The following is a 20,161-nucleotide window of genomic DNA, read 5'->3' as shown; positions in this document are numbered from 1 at the left end:
TGTGTTTATTTCAGGCCAACCTTGTACAACACGCCATCATCTTCATCGGTGAGCACATACAAATACCCGTCCGGCCCCTGCCGCACGTCGCGGATGCGTTTGTTCAGCTCGCCCATCAAGCGCTCTTCGTGAACCACCCGGTCGCCGTCGAACTGCAGGCGTATCAACTCCTGACTGACCAGCGCACCGATGAACACGTTGTGCTGCCACGCCTTGAAGCGGTCGGCGTCGTAAAACGCCATACCGCTCAGGCCGGGAGATTTTTCCCAGACGTGGCGTGGCGCAACAGTGCCCACGGCGGTCTTGCCCGTGGCTTCCGGGATCGGTTGACCGGAGTAGTTGATGCCATGGGTCGCCAGCGGCCAGCCGTAATTCTTGCCACGCTCGATGATGTTGATCTCGTCACCGCCGCGCGGGCCGTGTTCGTTTTCCCAGAGCACGCCGGTCCAGGGATTGAGCGCCGCGCCTTGTGGGTTGCGCTGGCCATACGACCAGATTTCCGGACGCACGCCCGCCTGGCCGACAAAGGGGTTGTCGTCGGGCACCTTGCCGTCCGGGTAGATCCGCACGACCTTGCCTTGCAGCTTGTCCAGATTCTGCGCGGTTGGCCGGTCATTGTTCTCGCCGAGGGTGATGAACAGGTAGCCGTCACGGTCGAACACCAGTCGCGAACCAAAGTGATTGCCGACCGAGAGTTTGGGCTCCTGACGGAAGATCACTTTGAAATTTTTGATTGCTGTCAGGTCTTGCGACAGTTGCCCGCGACCGACCGCCGTGCCGGCCTTGTTCCCCTCGCCGCCACCTTCGGCGTAGGACAGATAGACCGTGCGGTCCTGTTTGAAATCGGGCGACAGCACCACATCGAGCAGACCACCCTGCCCTTTGGCCCAGACCTTCGGCACGCCACTGAGCGGTGCCGACAGTTTGCCGTCGACGCTGACCACGCGCAGGTTGCCGGGCCGTTCGGTCACCAGCATCCCTTGCCGATCCGGTAGAAACGCCAAGGCCCACGGATGATCCAGCCCCTTGGCGATGGGCGTGACCTCAAGGGTGCCCTGTTCGCTTTCCAGCGTTTGCACGGGCGCCGCGAAAACGGGTGCGGCGGCGCTGATCAGGGCGCTGGCACACACGGTGGCCAGGAGGGTTTTACGCAACATGCACGATTCCTTTTGTCGTCTGAATGGCTGGCAAGACGCGCGTCCTGCTGCTCAACGGTTGCTGGTGTCTGCGTCCCGATGGGGTGGATTGGGGATGAATTTCGGTGGGCTGACAGGCGCAGACCGATCCTGGGGATAGCGGTTGCCAATGCCGCCGTTGTCCAGCGTCGGTGGCCGTGGAACGGGAACCGTATTCGGCCCGCGGATCGCCGGCGCACTGGGTTGTGTGCCTTGCATGCTATTGGGGTTGGCCCGGCGAATCGGGCTGTTATACGGATTGCTGGCGTTGCCCGTCGGGCTCTGGGCCAGCAGCAAGGGGGATAATGACGACAGGGCGTCGGCCTGAGCGAGATTGCTCAGCACAGCACTCAAAGCCAACGCGGTCACGCCAGGCACAAATCGGTTCATGGGCAGCCTCTCTACATGGATAGAGCCTTCGATAGCACGCTACGCCCAGGGTTCGGATTTGTTAACCAAAACCTCCTTGGCAAGATGTAACACGAAGTTGATCCCCCGGCCGGGCCGGGCCGCACACCGCTGAAACTTTTGCGTCGGGCCACAGGTCACCTGATCATCACTCGCGAGTAGACGACCATGGCACGGGCAATCTGGAAAGGCGCAATCAGTTTCGGGCTGGTGCATATCCCTGTGGCGCTGGTGTCGGCAACGTCTTCGCAAGGGGTGGATTTCGACTGGCTCGACAGCCGCAGCATGGAGCCGGTGGGCTATAAACGCGTGAACAAAGTCACCGGAAAGGAAGTGACCAAGGAGCACATCGTCAAGGGTGTGCAGTACGAAAAGGGTCGCTACGTGGTGCTCAGTGAAGAAGAAATCAAGTCGGCGCACCCAGTGTCCACGCAGACCATCGACATTTTTTCCTTTGTCGACAGTGAACAGATTCCGTTGCAGAACATCGACACGCCCTATTACCTGGCGCCGGATAAACGCGGTGGCAAGGTGTATGCGCTGCTACGGGAAACGCTGAGCAAAACCAACAAGGTCGCCCTCGCCCACGTGGTGTTGCATACCCGTCAGCATTTGGCCGCGCTGATGCCGCTGGATTCAGCCATGGTGCTGGTGATGCTGCGCTGGCCGGCGGAAGTGAGAAGTCTGGAGACGCTGGAACTGGGAAGCGAAGTGACCAAACCGGAGTTGGCCAAGGGCGAACTGGACATGGCCAAACGGCTGGTGCAGGACATGAGCGGCGACTGGAGCCCCGAGGATTATCGCGACAGTTTCGAAGACAAGATCATGGCGCTGGTTGAGAAGAAGGCCAATGAAGGGAAGATCGAGGATGTTGAGTCGGCTACGGGGGAAGAGGAACGCAAGACGGCGGATGTTATCGATCTGACCGAGTTGCTGAAGCGCAGTTTGGGCGGCAAGGCTGGCGGGAAGACGGCTGCCAAACCGAAATCGGCGGAGAAACCGGCGGCGGCGAAAAAAGCGACCAAGCGGTCGAGTGGTTGATCGATTACGAGGCTATCCGAGCGTTTTTAGGAGAATCTACCTGCCCCATCGCCAGCAGGCTGGCTCCCACAGTTGGAATGCATTTCATTGTGGGAGCCAGCCTGCTGGCGATGGCGTAATAAGCGGCGCCGCAAAAATCAGATCCAGACAAAAATCGCCAGCAACCCGGCAAAAATCGCCCATTTCTCCAGGTAGTAGAGTTTGCGGTTGCGCTTCTTCAACGCTTTGCCGCGCAGGCGAATCTTGTAGATCCTGGTGAACAGTCGATTGATGCCACCCGTCTTGTCGCCCGCTTCGTTCGGCGCACCCGCCGCCGACATCACGTTACGGCTGAACCAGCCATTGAACGCCGCCGCCCAGCGATACTTCATGGGGCGCTCGATGTCGCAGAACAAAATGATGCGGTTCTGCTGCGTAGTGTTTTCGGCGTAATGAATGAAGGTCTCGTCGAACATCACCGCTTCACCGTCACGCCAGTGATAGTTCTCGCCATCGACGTTGATGTAGCAACCAGTGTCGTTCGGCGTCTCCAGGCCCAGGTGATAACGGTAGGAACCGGCATACGGGTCGCGGTGACGCACCAGTTTCGAACCGGGCGGCAGTTCGGCGAACATCGCCGCCTTGATCGAACCGATGCTCTGCACCAGTTCGGTGGTGCGCGGGCAAAGCTTCATTGCCGAAGGATGGCTGTCGCCGTACCACTTCAAGTAGAAGCGCTTCCAGCCGGTTTTGAAGAACGAGTTGAAGCCGACGTCGTCGTACTGGTTCGAGCGCTTGATCTCACCCGCCTTGAGCAGGTTCTGACCTTCGGCGCGGATTTCTTCCCAATGGGTCTGCAACGGGCTCAGGTCCGGGAAGTCAGCCGGATCGAGATACGGTTTGTTGGGAATTTTCGAGAACAGGTACAGGAAGCAATTGATCGGCGCGAGAAACGTCGAGTGATCGCTCAGTTGGCGGCCCAGCTTGTGGCGCACCCGACCGCGCAGGTGGACGTACGCAATCGATACAACATAAATAGCAGCAATGATGAGTTTCACGGAAATCGTCACACGTCAGAAGTGAACAAACTGCGTCCCCTGACAGGCCCGACGGCCCAAGGGTCTTGTGCAGCGTCTGAATACGAAACAGCGTCCCTGAGGCGCGTCCTTGAGCATGCCGGCGGTCGGCATCCGGTTGAAAGATGGCATTTTAGCCACGAGTTGTAACAAATAGTTAGCGTTCAACTGTGAAAATCTGTCCACTTGTACCGCCAAAGCAGCCGTGCTGCCTCAACGCCCTATCGTTTAAAGAGCCAGACCAGTACAATCGCCGCCAAACATTACGCGCCCCCCTTGGTTGATGACGGGAATGAACCCCGTCTCAGCGCACTTCGACTCGGGCCAAGCGCTCCAACTGCTGCTGTCCACTTATTGCCAGATGGACCTTCCGCTTCTGATCGGGATGTATTTCCCGTGGTTTGAATACCGGAAACGGGTACTGAATCGGTACTGCCGCAACCCTAGCTACTCTGAATGCTTCGCAGGAAAAACCTTTGATCTCTACAGCTAACATCACGATGCAGTTCGGCGCCAAGCCGCTATTCGAAAACGTTTCGGTCAAATTCGGCGCGGGCAACCGCTACGGCTTGATCGGCGCCAACGGCTGCGGCAAGTCGACTTTCATGAAAATCCTCGGTGGCGACCTCGAGCCTTCCGGCGGTCAGGTCATGCTCGAGCCGAACGTGCGTCTGGGTAAATTGCGCCAGGACCAGTTCGCCTACGAAGAATTCACCGTGATCGACACCGTGATCATGGGCCACGAAGAACTGTGGAAGGTTAAAGCCGAGCGCGACCGCATCTACTCGCTGCCGGAAATGACCGAAGAAGACGGCATGGCCGTGGCCGAGCTGGAAACCGAGTTCGCCGAAATGGACGGCTACACCGCCGAATCCCGCGCCGGCGAACTGTTGCTGGGCCTGGGTATCGGCATCGAGCAGCACTTTGGTCCGATGAGCGAGGTTTCCCCAGGCTGGAAACTCCGTGTATTGCTGGCGCAGGCGCTGTTCTCCGATCCTGAAGTGCTGTTGCTCGACGAACCGACCAACCACCTGGACATCAACACCATCCGCTGGCTGGAAAACGTGCTGACCCAGCGCTCCAGCCTGATGATCATCATCTCTCACGACCGTCACTTCCTGAACAGCGTGTGCACCCACATGGCTGACCTGGATTACGGCGAGCTGCGCCTGTTCCCGGGCAACTACGACGAGTACATGACCGTGGCGACCCAGTCCCGCGAGCAACTGCTGTCGGACAACGCCAAGAAGAAGGCACAGATTTCGGAACTGCAATCGTTCGTCAGCCGCTTCTCGGCCAACGCCTCGAAAGCCAAGCAGGCCACTTCCCGTGCCAAGGCGATCGACAAGATCCAGCTGGCCGAGGTCAAGCCTTCGAGCCGTGTGAGCCCGTTCATCCGCTTCGAACAAACCAAGAAGCTGCACCGTCAAGCGGTCATCGTCGAGGGCATGGCCAAAGGCTTCGACGGCAAGACACTCTTCAAGGACTTCAGCTTCCAGGTTGAAGCTGGCGAGCGCGTTGCGATCATCGGCCCGAACGGTATCGGTAAAACCACCCTGCTGCGCACCCTGGTCAACGAATTGACCCCGGATGCCGGCACCGTGAAGTGGACCGACGCAGCGGAACTGGGCTACTACGCCCAGGACCACGCGCACGACTTCGAAGACGACTGCAACCTGTTCGACTGGATGGGCCAGTGGACCCAGGGCGGCGAGCAACTGGTTCGCGGCACCCTCGGCCGCATGCTGTTCTCCAACGACGAGATTCTGAAGTCGGTCAAGGTCATCTCCGGTGGTGAGCAAGGTCGCATGCTGTTCGGCAAGCTGATCCTGCAAAAACCGAACGTGCTGATCATGGACGAACCGACCAACCACTTGGACATGGAATCCATCGAGGCGCTGAACCTGGCGCTGGAGAACTATCCGGGCACGCTGATCTTCGTCAGCCACGACCGTGAGTTCGTATCGTCGCTGGCCACCCGCATCATCGAGTTGAGCCCTAGCGGCGTGATCGACTTCAGCGGTACCTACGATGACTACCTGCGTAGTCAGGGCGTTGTGTTCTAAGCGTTCGCTATAAATGAAAAGCCCTGTCCATGTGACGGGGCTTTTTGCATTTTCAATAGCAAAAAGCTTGAGCCTGCGGTAACCGGCTCCTACAGTAGTCCGTATTCCAAGTCAGGAAGGTGCGATGTTTGATCGTTAGCCTGCTTTCTTTTATTCCACACCCGCGCCATGATGCAGTTCTCCCACCGCCGCCCGCGAACGAGCCCTCATGTCTGCGCAGCAACTGCCACCGCAAAGCTCCATGGCGATCACCCTGCAGATCGTCTCCATCGTTTTCTATACCTTTATTGCCTTCCTCTGCATCGGCCTGCCGATTGCGGTGTTGCCGGGTTATGTCCACGAACAGCTCGGGTTCAGCGCGGTCGTCGCTGGGCTGACCATCGGTTCGCAATACCTCGCCACCCTGCTCAGCCGCCCGATGGCCGGGCGCATGTCGGACAGCATCGGCACGAAACGATCGATTGTTTACGGGCTGGCGGGGATTGTCTTGAGCGGCGCGCTGACGTTGCTGTCGACGCTGCTGCAAAGCTTTCCGCTGACGAGCCTGTTGATCCTGATCGCCGGCCGTTTGTTGCTGGGCATCGCACAGGGCTTGATCGGCGTCGGCACCATCAGTTGGTGCATGGGCCAGGTCGGCGCGGAACACACCGCGCGCTCGATCTCGTGGAATGGCATCGCGTCCTACGGCGCCATCGCGATCGGTGCGCCATTGGGTGTCGTGATGGTGGCCGCGTATGGTTTTGCCAGCCTGGGCATCGCGCTGTCATTGCTGGCTGCGTTGGCGCTGCTGCTGATCCGCAATAAACCGTCGGTGCCAGTGGTTCGCGGTGAACGCCTGCCGTTCTGGGCGGTGTTCGGGCGTATTGCGCCGTTCGGCGCGAGTTTGAGCCTGGCGTCGATCGGCTACGGCACGTTGACCACCTTTATTACCCTGTATTACGTGAACCGTGGCTGGACCGGCGCCGCGTACTGCCTGACGGTGTTCGGTGTCTGCTTCATTCTGGCGCGACTGCTGTTCATTTCCAGCATCAGTCGTTTTGGTGGATTCACCTCGGCGATTGTCTGCATGAGCATTGAAACAGCGGGCCTGGTGCTGCTGTGGCTCGCGCCGTCGACCGGTTTCGCCCTGATTGGCGCGGGTCTGGCCGGGTTTGGCCTGTCGCTGGTGTACCCGGCGCTGGGGGTAGAAGCCATTAAACAGGTGCCCAATTCCAGTCGCGGCGCAGGTTTGAGTGCTTACGCGGTGTTTTTCGATCTGGCGCTGGCGATTGCCGGACCGCTGATGGGCGCGGTGGCATTGAACCTGGGGTATTCGTGGATTTTCTTCAGTGCGGCAATGTTGTCGATCACCGGCCTGGCCCTGACCCTGCTACTGAAACGCCGCGCTACAGCCTGATCAATACAAACCTTGCTGGCGATGGCGATTCCGAGGACGCCATCGCCAGCAAGCCGGCTCCTACGGATTCGGGGATGTTGGGGTTTGTGGGTGCACCGCAAGATCTGTAGGTGCCCGGCTTGCTGGCGATGGCGATTTTAAGGGCACCATCGCCAGCAAGCCGGCTCCTACGGATTCGGGGATGTTGGGGTTTGTGGGTGCACCGCAAGACCTGTAGGAGCCCGGCTTGCTGGCGATGGCGATTTCATGGGCACTATCGCCAGCAAGCCGGCTCCTACGGATTCGGGGATGTTGAGGTTTGTGGGTGCACCGCAAGACCTGTAGGAGCCCGGCTTGCCGGCGATGGCGATTTCATGGGCGCTATCGCCGGCAAGCCGGCTCCTACAGTGGTGTGTGGATCCTATTGATCGGCGGTTTGCATGCCGGCACGGGTCGGTTTGCCCAGTGCGTGGGAGAAGAAGCGCCCTGCTTCGGAGATCATGTTGCGATGGATGTCCTCGCGGTCGACGCCGTCGGCATCGGTGCACAGCGCCGGCATCGCCTTGATCTGTTCTTCGTTGCACGGTGCCATGAACACGAAATGTCCAGCCCCGGCCAGTAGCTTGAAGTCCGGTGCGGTCGGCAGTTTGCGCGCCAGCGCGGCGGCGTTTTTGTCGAAGGCCACCAGTTTGTCGCCGTCACCGCTGTATAACAGCACCGGCACATGCACGTCGGCCAGGGTATGACGGCCGAATTTCAGGCTCAACGGCGCCATCAGCAGCAGCGCGTGCACCCGTGGATCCGCCACCGGTTGCAGGTCATCACGGTCGACGATCAGTTCGCCCTGGGTGTTGCAGGCATCGTGGTCGTCCGGACGCTCCTGGCAATAGCGACGCAGACGATCCAGATCCGGCGTCGCCCCCGACAGAATCAGCGCCGTCTCCCCGCCGGCCGAATAACCGATAACCCCCACCTGATCGGCATTGACGAACGGTGCGAGCATACGGTCGCCCAGGGTCGCGGTAATGGCTTCGGAAATCTGGATCGGCCGCCCATACAAGTTGCTCAAGGTGCCGAGGCGGCTGTGGTCTTTCGAGTTGTCGCCAGGATGAATCACCGCCACCACCACAAAACCCTTGCGCGCCAGCGATGTGGCGAGGTCGTGCAGGGCCAGCGGGGTTCCGGTGTTGCCGTGGGACAGCATCAGCATCGGGAAGCGGCCAATGGCGACGCGGGTGTCTTCGCCCGCTTCGACCGTGTAGCCCTCGAGTTTACTGGAGTGTTCGCGGTCGCTGGAGGGGTAGAACGCGATGGCGCGCATCGGTTGCAGGTCCAGTGGGTCGAGAAAACTCATCTCATGGAAACCGACGCTCCAGTGAGGATGTGGCGCAGGCGCGGCGTGCACTGAATTCAGGCTGCTGAGCAGGCAAATCAGTAACGTTGCCCAAAGACGCACCATGGGATGCCCCACCTTTGTTACTTGACCGGGAAGCCCGTTCTCCATCGATTACCGAGGAAGCGGCCTTGTACCAGCAATTGCGGCCACCAAGGTCGTTACAGAACAGGGACGTTAAACCCTCGACTGCATAACCTGGGCCACAACATGAAAGATTACGCAATGATCAGAAACAAAAAACTCCGTATCTGACCTTGCGTGGTCAGAATACAGAGTTTTTTGGGGTGTTGCCCGAGCTGATTTACAACTTTTATGCAAGCCTTACGCGGCGGCGAACAGTTGCTCGCTGATCTGAGTGCGAGCAGCGCTCATGGCTTTGGTGCGGACTTCATCACCGTACGCCAGGCCTTCGGCACGGACGAATTCAATGTCAGTGATGCCGAGGAAGCCGAACAGCAACTTCAAATACTCTTCGTGCGCAACACCGGACGCCTGACCTGCGTGCAAACCGCCGGCAGTCGACACGATCACGACTTTCTTGCCACCGCACAGGCCTTCAGGGCCGGCTTCGGTGTAGCGGAAAGTCTGGCCGGCAACGGCGATGCGGTCGATCCACGCCTTGAGTTGGGTCGGGATGGTGAAGTTGTACATCGGTGCTGCGATGACGACGGCATCGGCGGCGAGGAATTCGGCCAGTGTCGAGGCGCTCAGTTCGGCTTCGTGCTGCTGGGCGGCGTTGCGCAGTTCAGCGGAGGTGCCGGCGGCGACCAGGGTCGTGGCGGAGAAATGGCTGATGGCATCGCTGGCCAGGTCACGGTAGGTCACGACGGCGGTCGGCTCGGCAGCTTGCCAGGCGCTGACAACTTCGCGGCTCAGCTGACGGGAAGCCGAGTTGTCACCAAGAATGCTCGAATCGATATGCAGCAGTTTCATATGGGATCTCCAGGTGAGGACCGCCACGAGGCGATCTGATGGAGACAATCCTACAGACGAAACCAATAGCTGATTAGACCGCAACAATGCGATAGTTCGTCTCACTGATAGAACAATCGAGTTAACACCATGCAAGACCTCAATGACCTCTACTACTTCGCCAAGGTGGTCGAAGCCGGCGGTTTCGCGGCAGCCGGGCGTTTGCTGGGGATTCCCAAGTCACGGTTGTCGCGCCGCATCGCCGAACTGGAAGAACGTCTGGGCGCGCGCCTGCTGCAACGCACCACCCGGCAGCTCAAGCTAACCGCTGTGGGTGAGCGCTATTTGCGCCACTGTCAGGCTATGTTGCTGGAAGCCGAGATGGCCGATGAGGCCGTGGCCAGCATGTCCAGCGAACCTCGCGGACGCTTGCGGGTGTCTGCCCCCGTCGGGCTGGCTCACGAAATGCTGCCAATGGTGATCAGCAAATTCCTCGAGAAGTACCCTCATGTCCAGCTGGAGGTCATGCTGGTAAACCGCCGGGTCGATCTGGTGACCGAGGGCGTCGACGTCGCGTTGCGAGTTCGCGAACCGGGTGATGAAGACCCGCTGCTGGTAACCCGGCGCCTGCGTCAGGCGCAGATGCTGATGGTGGCCAGTCCGGGGTTTCTTCATGGACGAGCAATCAATCATCCCGAAGACCTCAAGGGCTTGCCGGTGCTCGGCGCACTGGAGGCGGACCGCATGGTGCACATCCGCATGCTCGACCAACAGGGTAAAAGTCATGAACTCGCCCTCGAAGCGCGACTGGGCATCGATGACTTTATCGTGCGCAGGGCCTGCACCCTCGCCGGCCAGGGTTTTACCATGCTGCCGATGATGTATTGCGAGCAGGAACTGGAAAGCGGCGCGCTGGTGCAGTTACTGCCCGACTGGTCTTTGCCTGGCGGCTGGCTGCAAGCGGTCTACCCTCATCGGCGCGGGGTGATGCCGGCCGTTCGCGCCTGGCTCGACCATTTGATCGAATCATTCAATGCCTGTGGGGACCGACTGATATGAAGGCTGGGCGTATGAGCGAAGAGGATGTCGCGCAATTCTGTCTCGCGCTGCCGGGTGCGCGGGAAGATTACAAATGGGGCGGCGTGCGGGTGTTTTCGATTGCCGGGAACAAGATGTTCGCCCTGCAGAACCTGCGGGGCGACTCTTTGGCGTTCAAGGTCGACAAGGACCTGTTTCTGGGGCATTGCGACCGCCCGGGCATTCATCCGGCGCCGTATCTGGCGCGGGCCCAGTGGATCATCATGCAAGCGCCCTACCCGCTGGGCAGCGAAGAACTGCAAGGGCTGCTGCAACGTTCCCATCAACTGGTGGTGAACAAACTGCCCAAACGCACGCAGGTCGGGTTGCTGCTTTAAAGCAGCGCCAGATTGGCGCCCAGGAACAGTTGATCGATCCAGAACACTTGATGCAGCAGCACGATCACCCAGAACAGCAACTGAAACGACACTTTGCGGGTCTTGTGCCGAAACACCTGCTGGGCCAGCAACGCGCCCGGCCAGCCGCCGGCGAGTTCCACCGCATGCAGCACGTTTTCCGGCGTGCGCCAGCTATCGGTCCGGGCCTTGCGCTTGTCGCTCCAATAAAGGAAGAACGCCAGCACGCTGACGATGCCATAGGCCGCTAGGGGAATCAGCGAAATCCCTCGCAGCCAGAACGACATCGAGCCGAACAATGGCAGCGCGCACACCATCGCGAACACCAGCAGTTTCAGCCGTGGGTTCTGGATTCCGCCCCCGGACTGGCGCCCGGGATTGTTGCGTGCGCGGGTGTCATTCATGGCTTGACCGCTGTCCAGTCAACCCAGCCAAACTGCCAGGTGGCGAGAATGACCAGCCCAAATGCAATACGGTACCAGGCGAACACCGCATAGCTGTGGCTGGCGATGAACTTGAGCAAGCCCCGTACGGCAATCATTGCGAAAATGAATGCGGTGACAAAGCCGATGGCGAACACCGGAAAATCGGCCGGGACGAACAGGTCGCGGTATTTGTAGCCCGAGTACACCGCCGCAGCGACCATGGTCGGCATTGCCAGGAAGAAGGAGAACTCGGTAGCGGTCTTGCGCGACAGGCCAAACAGCAACCCGCCAATGATGGTCGAGCCGGAACGCGATGTACCGGGAATCATTGCCAGGCACTGGGCGAAACCGACTTTAAGCGCATCTTGCCAGGTGATTTCATCGACCGTTTCAGCATGCACTTCATGCTGACGCTTTTCAGCCCACAACATGATGATCCCGCCCACCACCAACGCCGACGCGACCGTAATCGGGTTGAACAGGTAATGGTGAATCAAGTCGGAAAAAATCACCCCCAACACCACGGCCGGCATGAAGGCAATCAGCAGGTTGGCGGTAAAGCGTCGGGCGCCGGGCTGCGTTGGCAAACCGGTCACCACATCGAGAATCTTGCGACGAAACTCCCAAACCACCGCCAGAATCGCACCCAGCTGAATAATGATGTTGAAGGCAATGGCCCGTTCACCACCGAAATTGAGCAAGTCGGCCACGATGATCTGGTGCCCGGTACTGGAAATGGGCAAAAACTCCGTCAGCCCTTCTATAACGCCAAGTATCAATGCCTGAAAGGCGGTCCAAAGATCCATCAATCCCCCAAGAAGCGATGCGCCACGGCATGCCCCGTTAATATTTTTCAAAACATTGACTGCGATCAGCGCAGCTGCAGCCAGACGCGCACAGAATCCAGACGAAACCGTAAAAATTCCGTGAAAAATCAACTTGGATTCAGGTTTTTCCGTGCGGGGCCGAAATCCTATCAGACAAGGCTGAATAACGCTGCCACGTTATTGGACTTGGGTCGGATATGCCCGATCGGCAAAATGTGGTTGGATGCTGGCGGTCGTTTATTACAAGAAAAAGAAACAGGAGTGACAGCGTTATGAACAGCTTGCGCAATATGTCGATCAGCCGGCGTTTGTGGTTGATTTTGATCGTGGCCGTCATGATGCTTTTGACGTTGGGCGTGTTGATGCTCAAGCAGATTCACGAGGACCTGTATCACGCCAAGGCGCAGAAAACCCAGCACGTCGTGCAGACGGCCAGCGGCATTCTGACCTATTACCACGGGCTCGAAACCGCCGGCACGCTGACCCGCGAAGCTGCGCAGAAACAGGCGCTGACCGCCGTTCGCGGCCTGCGCTATGACCAGAACGACTACTTCTGGATCAACGACCTGACGCCGGTGATGATCATGCACCCGGCCAACCCGAAACTCGATGGCCAGAACCTCTCGGCGATCCGCGACCCGGACGGGTTTGCGGTGTTCAATGAAATGGTCGCCCTCGCCAAGGCCAAGGGCGCCGGCCCGATCGACTATCGCTGGCCGAAACCGGGCGCCAGCGAGCCGGTCGCAAAAACCTCCTACGTCAAACTCTTCGAACCGTGGGGCTGGGTGATCGGCTCGGGCGTGTATATAGATGACATGCAAGCCGAGTTCATGGGCCAAGTCTGGAAAGCGACAGTGGTCGGGTTGGTGATCGCCGCCTTCATGGCGTTGCTGGTGATCCTGATTGCCCGCAGCATCGTCCGTCCGCTGCAGGACACCGTGAGCGCCATGGCCAACATTGCCAGCGGCGAGAGCGATCTGACTCGCAGCCTCGACACCCATGGCCAGGACGAAGTCACGCAGTTGGCACACCACTTCAATGCGTTCACCGCCAAGCTAAGACTGGTGATCAGCGAATTGCAGGTGTCCGCCAGCGCCCTGGGCCAGTCGTCCAGCGAACTGGGCAACGACGCCGTCCAGGCCCAGCAACGCAGCCAGCAGCAATCGCAACAGATGGAACTGGTGGCCACGGCCATCAATGAAGTGACCTATGGCGTGCAGGACGTGGCGAAGAACGCCGAGCACGCCGCCAGCGAGATGCGCGATGCCGAGTCTCAGGCGCAGCAGGGCCAGGTCAACATCGACAGCAGCCTGCAACAAATCGACAAGCTGTCTTCAACGATTGATCAGGCCGTGGAGGTCATTCGTACCCTCGCCGCCGAAAGCACTCAGATCGGCAGCGTGCTGGAAGTGATCCGCTCAATCGCCGAGCAAACAAACCTGCTGGCCCTCAACGCGGCCATCGAAGCCGCTCGTGCCGGTGAACAAGGTCGCGGGTTTGCCGTCGTCGCCGATGAGGTGCGCCTGCTGGCCCAGCGCACGCAGAAGTCCACCGCCGAGATCCAGGCAATGATCGAACGCCTGCAAAGCCATTCCGAAGCGGCGGTCAAGGTCATCGGCGACAGCAGCCGCGCCTCGCAACTGACCATCGAACAGGCCGGCCTCGCCGGTGCAAGCCTGAATGCCATTGGCCAGGCATTGCGCAACCTCAATGGGTTGAACGCTTCCATTGCCAGCGCCACCCTGCAACAGGCCCATGTGGTCGAAGACATCAACCAGAACGTGACCCAGGCAGCCGGTTTGTCCCACAGCACGGCGCTGGCGGCGGAACAGTCAAGTGTGGCCAGCGTCCACCTCAAGGAACTGAGTGAGCAGTTGAACGGGTTGCTCAAACAATTCCGCGTGTAGGCGCCTGGCTTGCCGGCGATGGCGCCCGCGACATCGCCATCGCCATCGCCGGCAAGCCGGCTCCTACAAGTTTCGGGTGAACCCACAATCCCCAACACCCCCTCGATCCGTAGGAGCCAGCTTGCTGGCGATAGCGCCCGTGACATCGTCATCGCCGGCAAGCCGGCTCCTACAGGTTTCGGGTGAACCCACAATCCCCAACACCCCCGCGATCCGTAGGAGCCGGCTTGCTGGCGATGGCGCCCATGACATCGCCATCGCCAGCAAGCCGGGCTCCTACAAGTTTTGGGTGAACCCACAATCCCCAACACCCCCTCGATCCGTAGGAGCCAGCTTGCTGGCGATAGCGCCCGTGACATCGCCATCGCCAGCAAGCCGGCTCCTACAAGTTTTGGGTGAACCCACAATCCCCAACACCCCCTCGATCCGTAGGAGCCGGCTTGCTGGCGATGGCGCCCATGACATCGCCATCGCCGGCAAGCCGGGCTCCTACAGGTTTTGGGTGAACCCACAATCCCCAACACCCCCGCGATCCGTAGGAGCCAGCTTGCTGGCGATAGCGCCCATGAAATCGCCATCGCCAGCAAGCCGGGCTCCTACAGGTTTGGGATGAACCCACAACCCCAACACCCCCTCGATCCGTAGGAGCCGGCTTGCTGGCGATAGCGCCCGTGACATCGCCATCGCCAGCAAGCCGGACTCCTACAAGTCAGCGGGTGCTTTCTCCCTCGCCAGCACAGCCTCATCCGCTGCAATCCGGGTACAATTCGCTCCCCTCTTCGTCTGCTCCAAGGAACCTCCATGTCCGGGCTTGAACTGTTTGCCGCCGCCCTCGGTGTCATTGCCGTCTGGTTGACGGTCAAACAGAACCCCTGGTGCTGGCCAATCGGTCTGGTCATGGTGTCGCTGTACAGTTGGGTCTTTTTTGAAGTGAAGCTGTATTCGGACATGCTGTTGCAGGTGATCTACGCCGCGTTGCAGCTCTATGGCTGGTGGCAGTGGACCCGCGCGGGGGTTGCGCGGCAAGGACGGCAGGTTAGCCAACTCAAGGGCAAATCGATCGCGACAGGCCTGGCCATCGGTGCCCTCGGCAGTCTGTTGCTCGGCGCGGCCATGGCGCACTGGACCGATGCCGCGCAACCCTGGCTCGATGCGGCGCTGACGGGGTTCAGCCTGGTGGCGCAGGTCTGGATGGCGCAAAAGCGCGTTCAATGCTGGCCTCTGTGGATCACCCTGGATGTGATTTTCGTCGGGCTCTTCGTTTACAAGGGCATGTACTTGACCGCCGGGCTCTATGCGTTGTTTGCCGTGATCGCCGTTCAAGGCTGGCGGGAATGGCGCACCGACCCGGCATTGCGCACATGAAAGTCCTGGTACTCACCGGCCCTGAATCCAGCGGCAAGAGCTGGCTCGCGGCCGAGTTGCAAGCGCATTTCGGCGGGGTGCTGGTCGACGAATATGTCCGCTGGTTCATCGAACAAAACCAGCGTGATACCTGCCTGGCCGACATTCCGGAGATCGCCCGCGGGCAATTGCAATGGGAAGACGAGGCCCGCGCCCGGCAGCCATCGTTGCTGATTCTCGATACCCACCTGCTGAGTAACATCCTCTGGAGCCAGACCCTGTTTGGCGATTGCCCCGCGTGGCTCGAGCAGGCGCTGCTGGCGCGCCAGTACGACTTGCACCTGTTGCTGTCTCCCGATCAGGTCGACTGGAAGGATGATGGCCAGCGCTGCCAATCCGAATTGAGTGAGCGCCGGGCATTTTTCGACGCAACCCTGGCATGGCTTGAAACCCATCAACAGCCTTTTCAAATTCTGCAGGGAAACTGGGCGGAACGTCGTTTTCAGGCACTGCAAGCCGTCACACTGCTGCTGAACCCCTGACCCGTTTTTAGGGGTTTTCACCCAGTAGTTCCCCTGTTTTGGGGGCAAAAGTGTCCATACCTGTAACACCCACCCGCCCCAAACAGGCCGTTTCAGCGGCCTGCACCCTCTTCGCCCGTCAGCTGTTAAGCCCCCAATACACCTCGGCGCAAAGCATTGATCTAGAGCACTGCAACCGCTTTTGTTGGACAAAAGCGCCCGCGCGCGTCTCAGACGTGAAACAGCACCGACATCGGCTTCCCGGACAAAATTTTTAACCCATTGAATTAAAACAAAATTCAAAAAACGGCACAGCATTCGCTCTCTCCTTCACATCGCTGACTAGGGCCAGCCCACAAAAAGAAGGAATTGCCACTGTGGGGACTTTCAATACTTTCAATAAAGGCTTTACTTGCCTCCTCCTGATCGGATGCGCATTGGGCTCAAGTGTCCAGGCTGACGACGGCATCATCATTATCAAGCGTGATGTCCAGACACGAAACGCCGTGCAAGCGCCGGTGGCTCCCGACCCTAACCCCACGACCGCCAATGCCAACCCGAGCCAACAAATCCTCAGGCAAACGAACGAGTTGAACGACGGCGACTTTGCCAACGTCGCCAGTGGTGCCGGGATCACCCGCCTCGTCACGTTAGGCAACACAAACCTGGGCGGCAACATCACCACCCAGAATCAGCTTTCCAACCTTCCCGCCGGACGTTCGGGAGGTTCGGGCAACGGTATTTCCAACCTGGTCAATTCAAGCGTCCAGCGAGGCCTGAGCGGTCTGAACGTCATTACGGGAGGCCGTTGAGATGAATCGTAAGCTGCTGATTATCAGCATGTTTTGCAGCGCATCGAGCTTTGCTCAACCCCCCGTCATCAATAATGCCGACATCAGTAATTCGGGCGCGCAGTACCAAGGTAACTTCGCGGTCAACCAGGCTGCCGGCGATCAGCAGCAACAGGCTAATGCCCGGGCCATCGCCATGGGCCATGGCGCCAGCGCGACCACGCAGATTCGCCAACGATTGCATACCGAAGTCGACCCCAGGATGGATGCTCGAGCCAGCATTCAGGGCGACTCCTTCAGCCGCGGCTACGGCGTACTGGGCGTGAACCAGAGCGCCGGTGCCAGCACTCAGCAAGCCAATGCCCTGCGGATAAGCATCAGCAATCAACCGCAAAGTATCGACGACAGCGTCCTCATGCAACAGAACGTGGCGCTGATCAAAAACTCCGATCCGACTGACTCTGCACCAGGCTATCGCCAGGTCTCTACCAGTGACCAGGCATTCACCGGTAGCCGTGGGGTGATTCAGTTGAATCAGAGCGCCGGGGTGGGAAACCGAATGGCCAACACCCTGAACGTACGGGTCGCGGATTGACCCAAACAGTTAGGAACAACACTTAACCTAAAATAAGTACGGAGAATCACCATGAAACCTTCGACGGCACTCAAGCCTCTGGTTTTCGCAATTGCTGCGGTCATGGCTGTTGCTGTACAAGCTGGGCAAAACGATCGGCGTCACGATGACCACCACAATGGCCATCATAACAACGGTCACCACACTCCTCCTCCAATGAAGATCCCTGTTTACGCGACTGCCAATGCCTACGACAATCAAAGCAGCACCAACAATCGCATCCGTAACGAAGGGACTATTAACAAGGCAGAGATGACCGACTCTGCCACAGGCGCCGACGGCAACGTCGGTATCAACGTGGCGGCAGGCGACGGCAACCAACAAGACAACGCTGCCGCCATCGCGAACGCTGGCGCCACTTCCGCTCTGGATAACTCCTTCGTGTTCGGGGTTGCCACTGCCACTGCCAGCGTCAAGCAGTACAGCAACCACAACAAGGTCGACAACTACAACACCACAGCCTCTGCCGTGATGAGCGGATCGGGCAATGGTGGCAACGGCAATATGGGGATCAACATTGCCGGTGGCGACCTGAACCAACAGAAAAACACTATGGCGATTGCCAACTCCAATTCGCCGCTGGGTAACGCAACAGCCACCGCCTCCGCCGATCAGAATGGTCCTGGTCTGGTAGTGAATAACAACGCCGATCAGAACCTCGCCCTGACGACGGTGACGCTAACCACAACCAAAAGCGGTAATTCCTCTTTCAGTCATAACTCCGAGTTGAACATTGATAAGAGCGCGTCCAGCAACTGGACCAAGAAAGGTGCTAGCAGTTTTGACGTCAGCGGCACCAAGCACTTTGAAGCAAACGGATCAAAAAGCACCGACAAGAGCTCCACCAGCCATGCTGCTGTGGACGCTCTTTTGACCGCAGAGGCGAATGTCACCAAAACCGTTACTCATAATAACGGCTATGGCGATCGCACTCGCAGCAAGTCTGTCGACCTATCGGTTGACGCATCGCTTAAAGCATCTATCGATACAGAGCACTCAAAATCGACCGACTCTTCGTTCGAGAAGAAGTTCGATTCTTCGTTCTCAAAATCGTTTGACTCTTCGTTCGAGAAATCAGGCGAGAAATCGTCCGCTTCTACCAAACACGAAGAGAAGGGCTACAGCGAAAGCAATGCATGGGAATTGAGCAACACTGTTTCCTATCAAATCCTGACCCCAAATGGCTGGGCTAACCCTGTCACCAACACTGCAACCCTTAGCGGTTCGGTGAATGGCGGCAGTGGCAACCTCGGCGTCAACGTGGCTGCCGGTGTGGGTAACCAACAAAGCAACTCGTTGGCCATTTCCAACCAATCGTTCTGATGGCTGTCTCTGGAGGCCCCCTCACGGGGGCCTTTTTAAACACAACCAGAGGGCGTCCCACCATGCGCATTATCGCCTTGGTACTTTTGCTTTGTGTGTCCAGTGTGATCGAGGCTGCACAAATGCCGCTTTCCGTCCTGCCGGGCGGCGCGGTGGTGTACAAGCCGATCCAGAGCATACGCGAGCGTAAATTTGCCGACCTGGTGCAACAGAAAACCGACTTCAGTTGCGGCGCAGCTGCGCTGGCGACCATATTGCGCCAGGCCTATTGGCTGGACGTGAACGAAGAACAGATCATCGAAGGCATGCTGGCACATGCCGATCAAGACCTTGTCCGCGTTCAGGGCTTCTCCATGCTCGACATGAAGCGTTACGTGGAAAGTATCGGCATGCGGGCCCGTGGCTACCGGGTGGCGCCAGAAACGCTGAACGACATCAGAATTCCGGTCGTGGTCCTCATGGATATCCGTGGCTACAAACATTTTGTGGTCCTGCAAAAAGTCCACAAGGGTTGGGTATATATCGGAGATCCGGTACTCGGTCATAAACGCTACCAAGTCGACGACTTTGTCAAAGGCTGGAACGGCATCATCTTTGCTGTCATTGGCCAGGGCTACGACAAAGCCAATGCGCTGCTCGACCCTCCCGTGCCACTGACCGCCAAGAACCACCTCGACACCTTCAGCCCGGTGCAAGACGCAGAGTTGTTGGACTTCGGATTTATCCGAAGCGACTTCTTCTAATAACAAGGGAGCATGACGCTCCGGGAGCATCTAATGAAGACTCCAATCTGGCTGGCCTTGGTTTGTCTGGCCGCCAGCCTGCCAACCCAGGCACAGACGTTCAAACCTATTGAACTGAGCGATCAGGAATTGGCGAACCTTAGAGGCCGCTATGTCATGCCGGGACGCGTCATCAGTTTCGGGATTGTCATGACCAGCACCTGGCAAAATGCCAACGGCCAGGTGATCGGGGCATCCTCCTCGATGCAAATTCAACAAACGACCATCAAGCCACAGTTCTATGTGTCGATGATCGACCGGAACGGCGATGGCTCGGCGGTTTCTCAGGGCACCGGGACCGTCAGCGGCGGTAACGGTTTGAGCACTACCCAGGGCGTAACTCAGGTTGTGCGCGCTGCCGGCGACAACAACAGCGCTTACAACAACGTTGATCTCAACGTCAGCAGGGGTAGCCAGGCACCACAGATGGACAACCAGGGGCAAGCGTTGGCCTCGGGCTCAACCCTGAACCACACCAACGGTGCCGGCGCGATGAGTATTTCCGCCACTGGCACGGGCGTGCAGCTCAACATCATCGCCAACAACAACCAGGGCAGCACCGTGCAGCGCCTTGCCCAAGGCGGACTGATGCAAAACACGACCCTGCTTGGCGGTGGTAACCAGGTCAGAAACATGATGTCGATCAACGTTGTGCTGCGCGACAACCTGCCATCAACCGGTTCACTGAACGGCAATCTGGACCAACTCAAAGGAGTTCGCACTCTAGGATTCTGATCTACGCTCAG

20 protein-coding genes are annotated in these 20,161 nt (G+C 58.8%); 13 read left to right on the top strand and 7 right to left on the bottom strand.

Features of this window, described 5'->3' with window-relative positions; translation table 11 throughout:
• Positions 1-5: 5 nt before the first annotated feature.
• Complete coding sequence (locus tag IB254_RS02720; RefSeq protein WP_192416295.1) at positions 6-1,157, bottom strand: PQQ-dependent sugar dehydrogenase; 1,152 nt, start codon at positions 1,155-1,157, stop codon at positions 6-8.
• 51 nt (positions 1,158-1,208) lie between these two features.
• Entirely contained in the window at positions 1,209-1,565 is a 357-nt protein-coding gene (locus IB254_RS02715) for a hypothetical protein (protein ID WP_192416294.1), read from the bottom strand.
• A 186-nt stretch (positions 1,566-1,751) separates the two neighbouring features.
• On the opposite strand from IB254_RS02715, the gene IB254_RS02710 reads away from it, so the two are divergent.
• Positions 1,752-2,624, top strand: coding sequence for a Ku protein (locus tag IB254_RS02710; RefSeq protein WP_192416293.1), 873 nt, complete (start codon positions 1,752-1,754; stop codon positions 2,622-2,624).
• A gap of 137 nt (positions 2,625-2,761) precedes the next feature.
• Here the strand turns inward: IB254_RS02710 and lpxO are convergent, their stop codons facing one another.
• Positions 2,762-3,661, bottom strand: a complete 900-nt coding sequence (gene lpxO / locus IB254_RS02705) for a lipid A hydroxylase LpxO (RefSeq protein ID WP_192416292.1) — start codon at positions 3,659-3,661, stop codon at positions 2,762-2,764.
• Positions 3,662-4,155: 494 nt separating this feature from the next.
• On the opposite strand from lpxO, the gene IB254_RS02700 reads away from it, so the two are divergent.
• A complete protein-coding gene (locus tag IB254_RS02700; RefSeq protein WP_008026595.1) occupies positions 4,156-5,745 on the top strand; it encodes an ABC-F family ATPase in 1,590 nt (529 codons plus the stop codon).
• Between the two features lie 208 nt (positions 5,746-5,953).
• Entirely contained in the window at positions 5,954-7,141 is a 1,188-nt protein-coding gene (locus IB254_RS02695) for an MFS transporter (protein ID WP_008026597.1), read from the top strand.
• Between the two features lie 400 nt (positions 7,142-7,541).
• Here the strand turns inward: IB254_RS02695 and IB254_RS02690 are convergent, their stop codons facing one another.
• Both IB254_RS02690 and IB254_RS02685 read right to left on the bottom strand, forming a co-directional pair.
• Positions 7,542-8,579: an alpha/beta hydrolase family protein gene (locus IB254_RS02690; RefSeq protein WP_008043773.1), complete on the bottom strand. Its 1,038-nt coding sequence runs from the start codon at positions 8,577-8,579 to the stop codon at positions 7,542-7,544.
• A gap of 258 nt (positions 8,580-8,837) precedes the next feature.
• A complete protein-coding gene (locus IB254_RS02685) occupies positions 8,838-9,449 on the bottom strand; it encodes an FMN-dependent NADH-azoreductase (protein WP_008043774.1) in 612 nt (203 codons plus the stop codon).
• A 129-nt stretch (positions 9,450-9,578) separates the two neighbouring features.
• Between IB254_RS02685 and IB254_RS02680 the strand changes: the two genes are divergently transcribed.
• Both IB254_RS02680 and IB254_RS02675 read left to right on the top strand, forming a co-directional pair.
• Positions 9,579-10,487, top strand: coding sequence for a LysR substrate-binding domain-containing protein (locus IB254_RS02680; RefSeq protein WP_192416291.1), 909 nt, complete (start codon positions 9,579-9,581; stop codon positions 10,485-10,487).
• Positions 10,484-10,843 (top strand): MmcQ/YjbR family DNA-binding protein, encoded by a 360-nt coding sequence (locus IB254_RS02675; RefSeq protein WP_192416290.1) that lies wholly within the window; start codon positions 10,484-10,486, stop codon positions 10,841-10,843. Before IB254_RS02680 ends, IB254_RS02675 begins: the two co-directional genes overlap by 4 nt.
• Here the strand turns inward: IB254_RS02675 and IB254_RS02670 are convergent.
• Both IB254_RS02670 and IB254_RS02665 read right to left on the bottom strand, forming a co-directional pair.
• Positions 10,840-11,265, bottom strand: coding sequence for a DUF1294 domain-containing protein (locus IB254_RS02670; RefSeq protein ID WP_192416289.1), 426 nt, complete (start codon positions 11,263-11,265; stop codon positions 10,840-10,842). The two genes, IB254_RS02675 and IB254_RS02670, sit on opposite strands and share 4 nt — an antisense overlap.
• Positions 11,262-12,092 carry an undecaprenyl-diphosphate phosphatase gene (locus IB254_RS02665; RefSeq protein ID WP_008043777.1) on the bottom strand — a complete coding sequence of 277 codons (831 nt, stop codon included), beginning with the start codon at positions 12,090-12,092 and terminating at the stop codon, positions 11,262-11,264. Before IB254_RS02665 ends, IB254_RS02670 begins: the two co-directional genes overlap by 4 nt.
• Before the next feature lie 293 nt (positions 12,093-12,385).
• Between IB254_RS02665 and IB254_RS02660 the strand changes: the two genes are divergently transcribed.
• From IB254_RS02660 to IB254_RS02625, 8 genes are all read left to right on the top strand, one after another.
• Positions 12,386-14,020 carry a methyl-accepting chemotaxis protein gene (locus IB254_RS02660; RefSeq protein ID WP_192416288.1) on the top strand — a complete coding sequence of 545 codons (1,635 nt, stop codon included), beginning with the start codon at positions 12,386-12,388 and terminating at the stop codon, positions 14,018-14,020.
• An 801-nt stretch (positions 14,021-14,821) separates the two neighbouring features.
• The gene (gene pnuC / locus IB254_RS02655) at positions 14,822-15,385 is read left to right on the top strand and encodes a nicotinamide riboside transporter PnuC (RefSeq protein ID WP_192416287.1); all 564 of its coding nucleotides are present in this window, start codon (positions 14,822-14,824) and stop codon (positions 15,383-15,385) included.
• Positions 15,382-15,906, top strand: a complete 525-nt coding sequence (locus IB254_RS02650) for an AAA family ATPase (protein ID WP_192416617.1) — start codon at positions 15,382-15,384, stop codon at positions 15,904-15,906. Before pnuC ends, IB254_RS02650 begins: the two co-directional genes overlap by 4 nt.
• A gap of 356 nt (positions 15,907-16,262) precedes the next feature.
• A complete protein-coding gene (locus IB254_RS02645; RefSeq protein ID WP_192416286.1) occupies positions 16,263-16,697 on the top strand; it encodes a hypothetical protein in 435 nt (144 codons plus the stop codon).
• 1 nt (position 16,698) lies between these two features.
• Positions 16,699-17,271, top strand: coding sequence for a hypothetical protein (locus IB254_RS02640; protein ID WP_008040271.1), 573 nt, complete (start codon positions 16,699-16,701; stop codon positions 17,269-17,271).
• Between the two features lie 51 nt (positions 17,272-17,322).
• Positions 17,323-18,633 (top strand): heme utilization protein, encoded by a 1,311-nt coding sequence (locus IB254_RS02635; RefSeq protein ID WP_192416285.1) that lies wholly within the window; start codon positions 17,323-17,325, stop codon positions 18,631-18,633.
• A gap of 62 nt (positions 18,634-18,695) precedes the next feature.
• The gene (locus IB254_RS02630; RefSeq protein ID WP_192416284.1) at positions 18,696-19,376 is read left to right on the top strand and encodes a C39 family peptidase; all 681 of its coding nucleotides are present in this window, start codon (positions 18,696-18,698) and stop codon (positions 19,374-19,376) included.
• 33 nt (positions 19,377-19,409) lie between these two features.
• Positions 19,410-20,150, top strand: coding sequence for a hypothetical protein (locus tag IB254_RS02625; RefSeq protein ID WP_192416616.1), 741 nt, complete (start codon positions 19,410-19,412; stop codon positions 20,148-20,150).
• The last annotated feature ends 11 nt before the right edge of the window (positions 20,151-20,161 follow it).

It is taken from the genome of Pseudomonas sp. PDM03 (assembly GCF_014852385.1).
Taxonomy (GTDB): domain Bacteria; phylum Pseudomonadota; class Gammaproteobacteria; order Pseudomonadales; family Pseudomonadaceae; genus Aquipseudomonas; species Aquipseudomonas migulae.
Note: the sequence above shows the minus strand (reverse complement) of the source record. Positions and strands in the feature narration are given on the sequence as shown.

Excerpts from the sequence above, each read along its gene's own strand:
- IB254_RS02685 (WP_008043774.1), bottom strand. The coding sequence starts at position 9,449 with ATGAAACTGCTGCATATCGATTCGAGCATTCTTGGTGACAACTCGGCT.
- IB254_RS02640 (WP_008040271.1), top strand. The coding sequence starts at position 16,699 with ATGAATCGTAAGCTGCTGATTATCAGCATGTTTTGCAGCGCATCGAGC.
- IB254_RS02660 (WP_192416288.1), top strand. The coding sequence starts at position 12,386 with ATGAACAGCTTGCGCAATATGTCGATCAGCCGGCGTTTGTGGTTGATT.
- IB254_RS02650 (WP_192416617.1), top strand. The coding sequence starts at position 15,382 with ATGAAAGTCCTGGTACTCACCGGCCCTGAATCCAGCGGCAAGAGCTGG.
- IB254_RS02680 (WP_192416291.1), top strand. The coding sequence starts at position 9,579 with ATGCAAGACCTCAATGACCTCTACTACTTCGCCAAGGTGGTCGAAGCC.
- IB254_RS02665 (WP_008043777.1), bottom strand. The coding sequence starts at position 12,092 with ATGGATCTTTGGACCGCCTTTCAGGCATTGATACTTGGCGTTATAGAA.
- IB254_RS02720 (WP_192416295.1), bottom strand. The coding sequence starts at position 1,157 with ATGTTGCGTAAAACCCTCCTGGCCACCGTGTGTGCCAGCGCCCTGATC.
- IB254_RS02670 (WP_192416289.1), bottom strand. The coding sequence starts at position 11,265 with ATGAATGACACCCGCGCACGCAACAATCCCGGGCGCCAGTCCGGGGGC.
- IB254_RS02675 (WP_192416290.1), top strand. The coding sequence starts at position 10,484 with ATGAAGGCTGGGCGTATGAGCGAAGAGGATGTCGCGCAATTCTGTCTC.
- IB254_RS02690 (WP_008043773.1), bottom strand. The coding sequence starts at position 8,579 with ATGGTGCGTCTTTGGGCAACGTTACTGATTTGCCTGCTCAGCAGCCTG.
- IB254_RS02710 (WP_192416293.1), top strand. The coding sequence starts at position 1,752 with ATGGCACGGGCAATCTGGAAAGGCGCAATCAGTTTCGGGCTGGTGCAT.
- IB254_RS02635 (WP_192416285.1), top strand. The coding sequence starts at position 17,323 with ATGAAACCTTCGACGGCACTCAAGCCTCTGGTTTTCGCAATTGCTGCG.
- IB254_RS02630 (WP_192416284.1), top strand. The coding sequence starts at position 18,696 with ATGCGCATTATCGCCTTGGTACTTTTGCTTTGTGTGTCCAGTGTGATC.
- pnuC (WP_192416287.1), top strand. The coding sequence starts at position 14,822 with ATGTCCGGGCTTGAACTGTTTGCCGCCGCCCTCGGTGTCATTGCCGTC.
- IB254_RS02625 (WP_192416616.1), top strand. The coding sequence starts at position 19,410 with ATGAAGACTCCAATCTGGCTGGCCTTGGTTTGTCTGGCCGCCAGCCTG.
- IB254_RS02695 (WP_008026597.1), top strand. The coding sequence starts at position 5,954 with ATGTCTGCGCAGCAACTGCCACCGCAAAGCTCCATGGCGATCACCCTG.
- IB254_RS02715 (WP_192416294.1), bottom strand. The coding sequence starts at position 1,565 with ATGAACCGATTTGTGCCTGGCGTGACCGCGTTGGCTTTGAGTGCTGTG.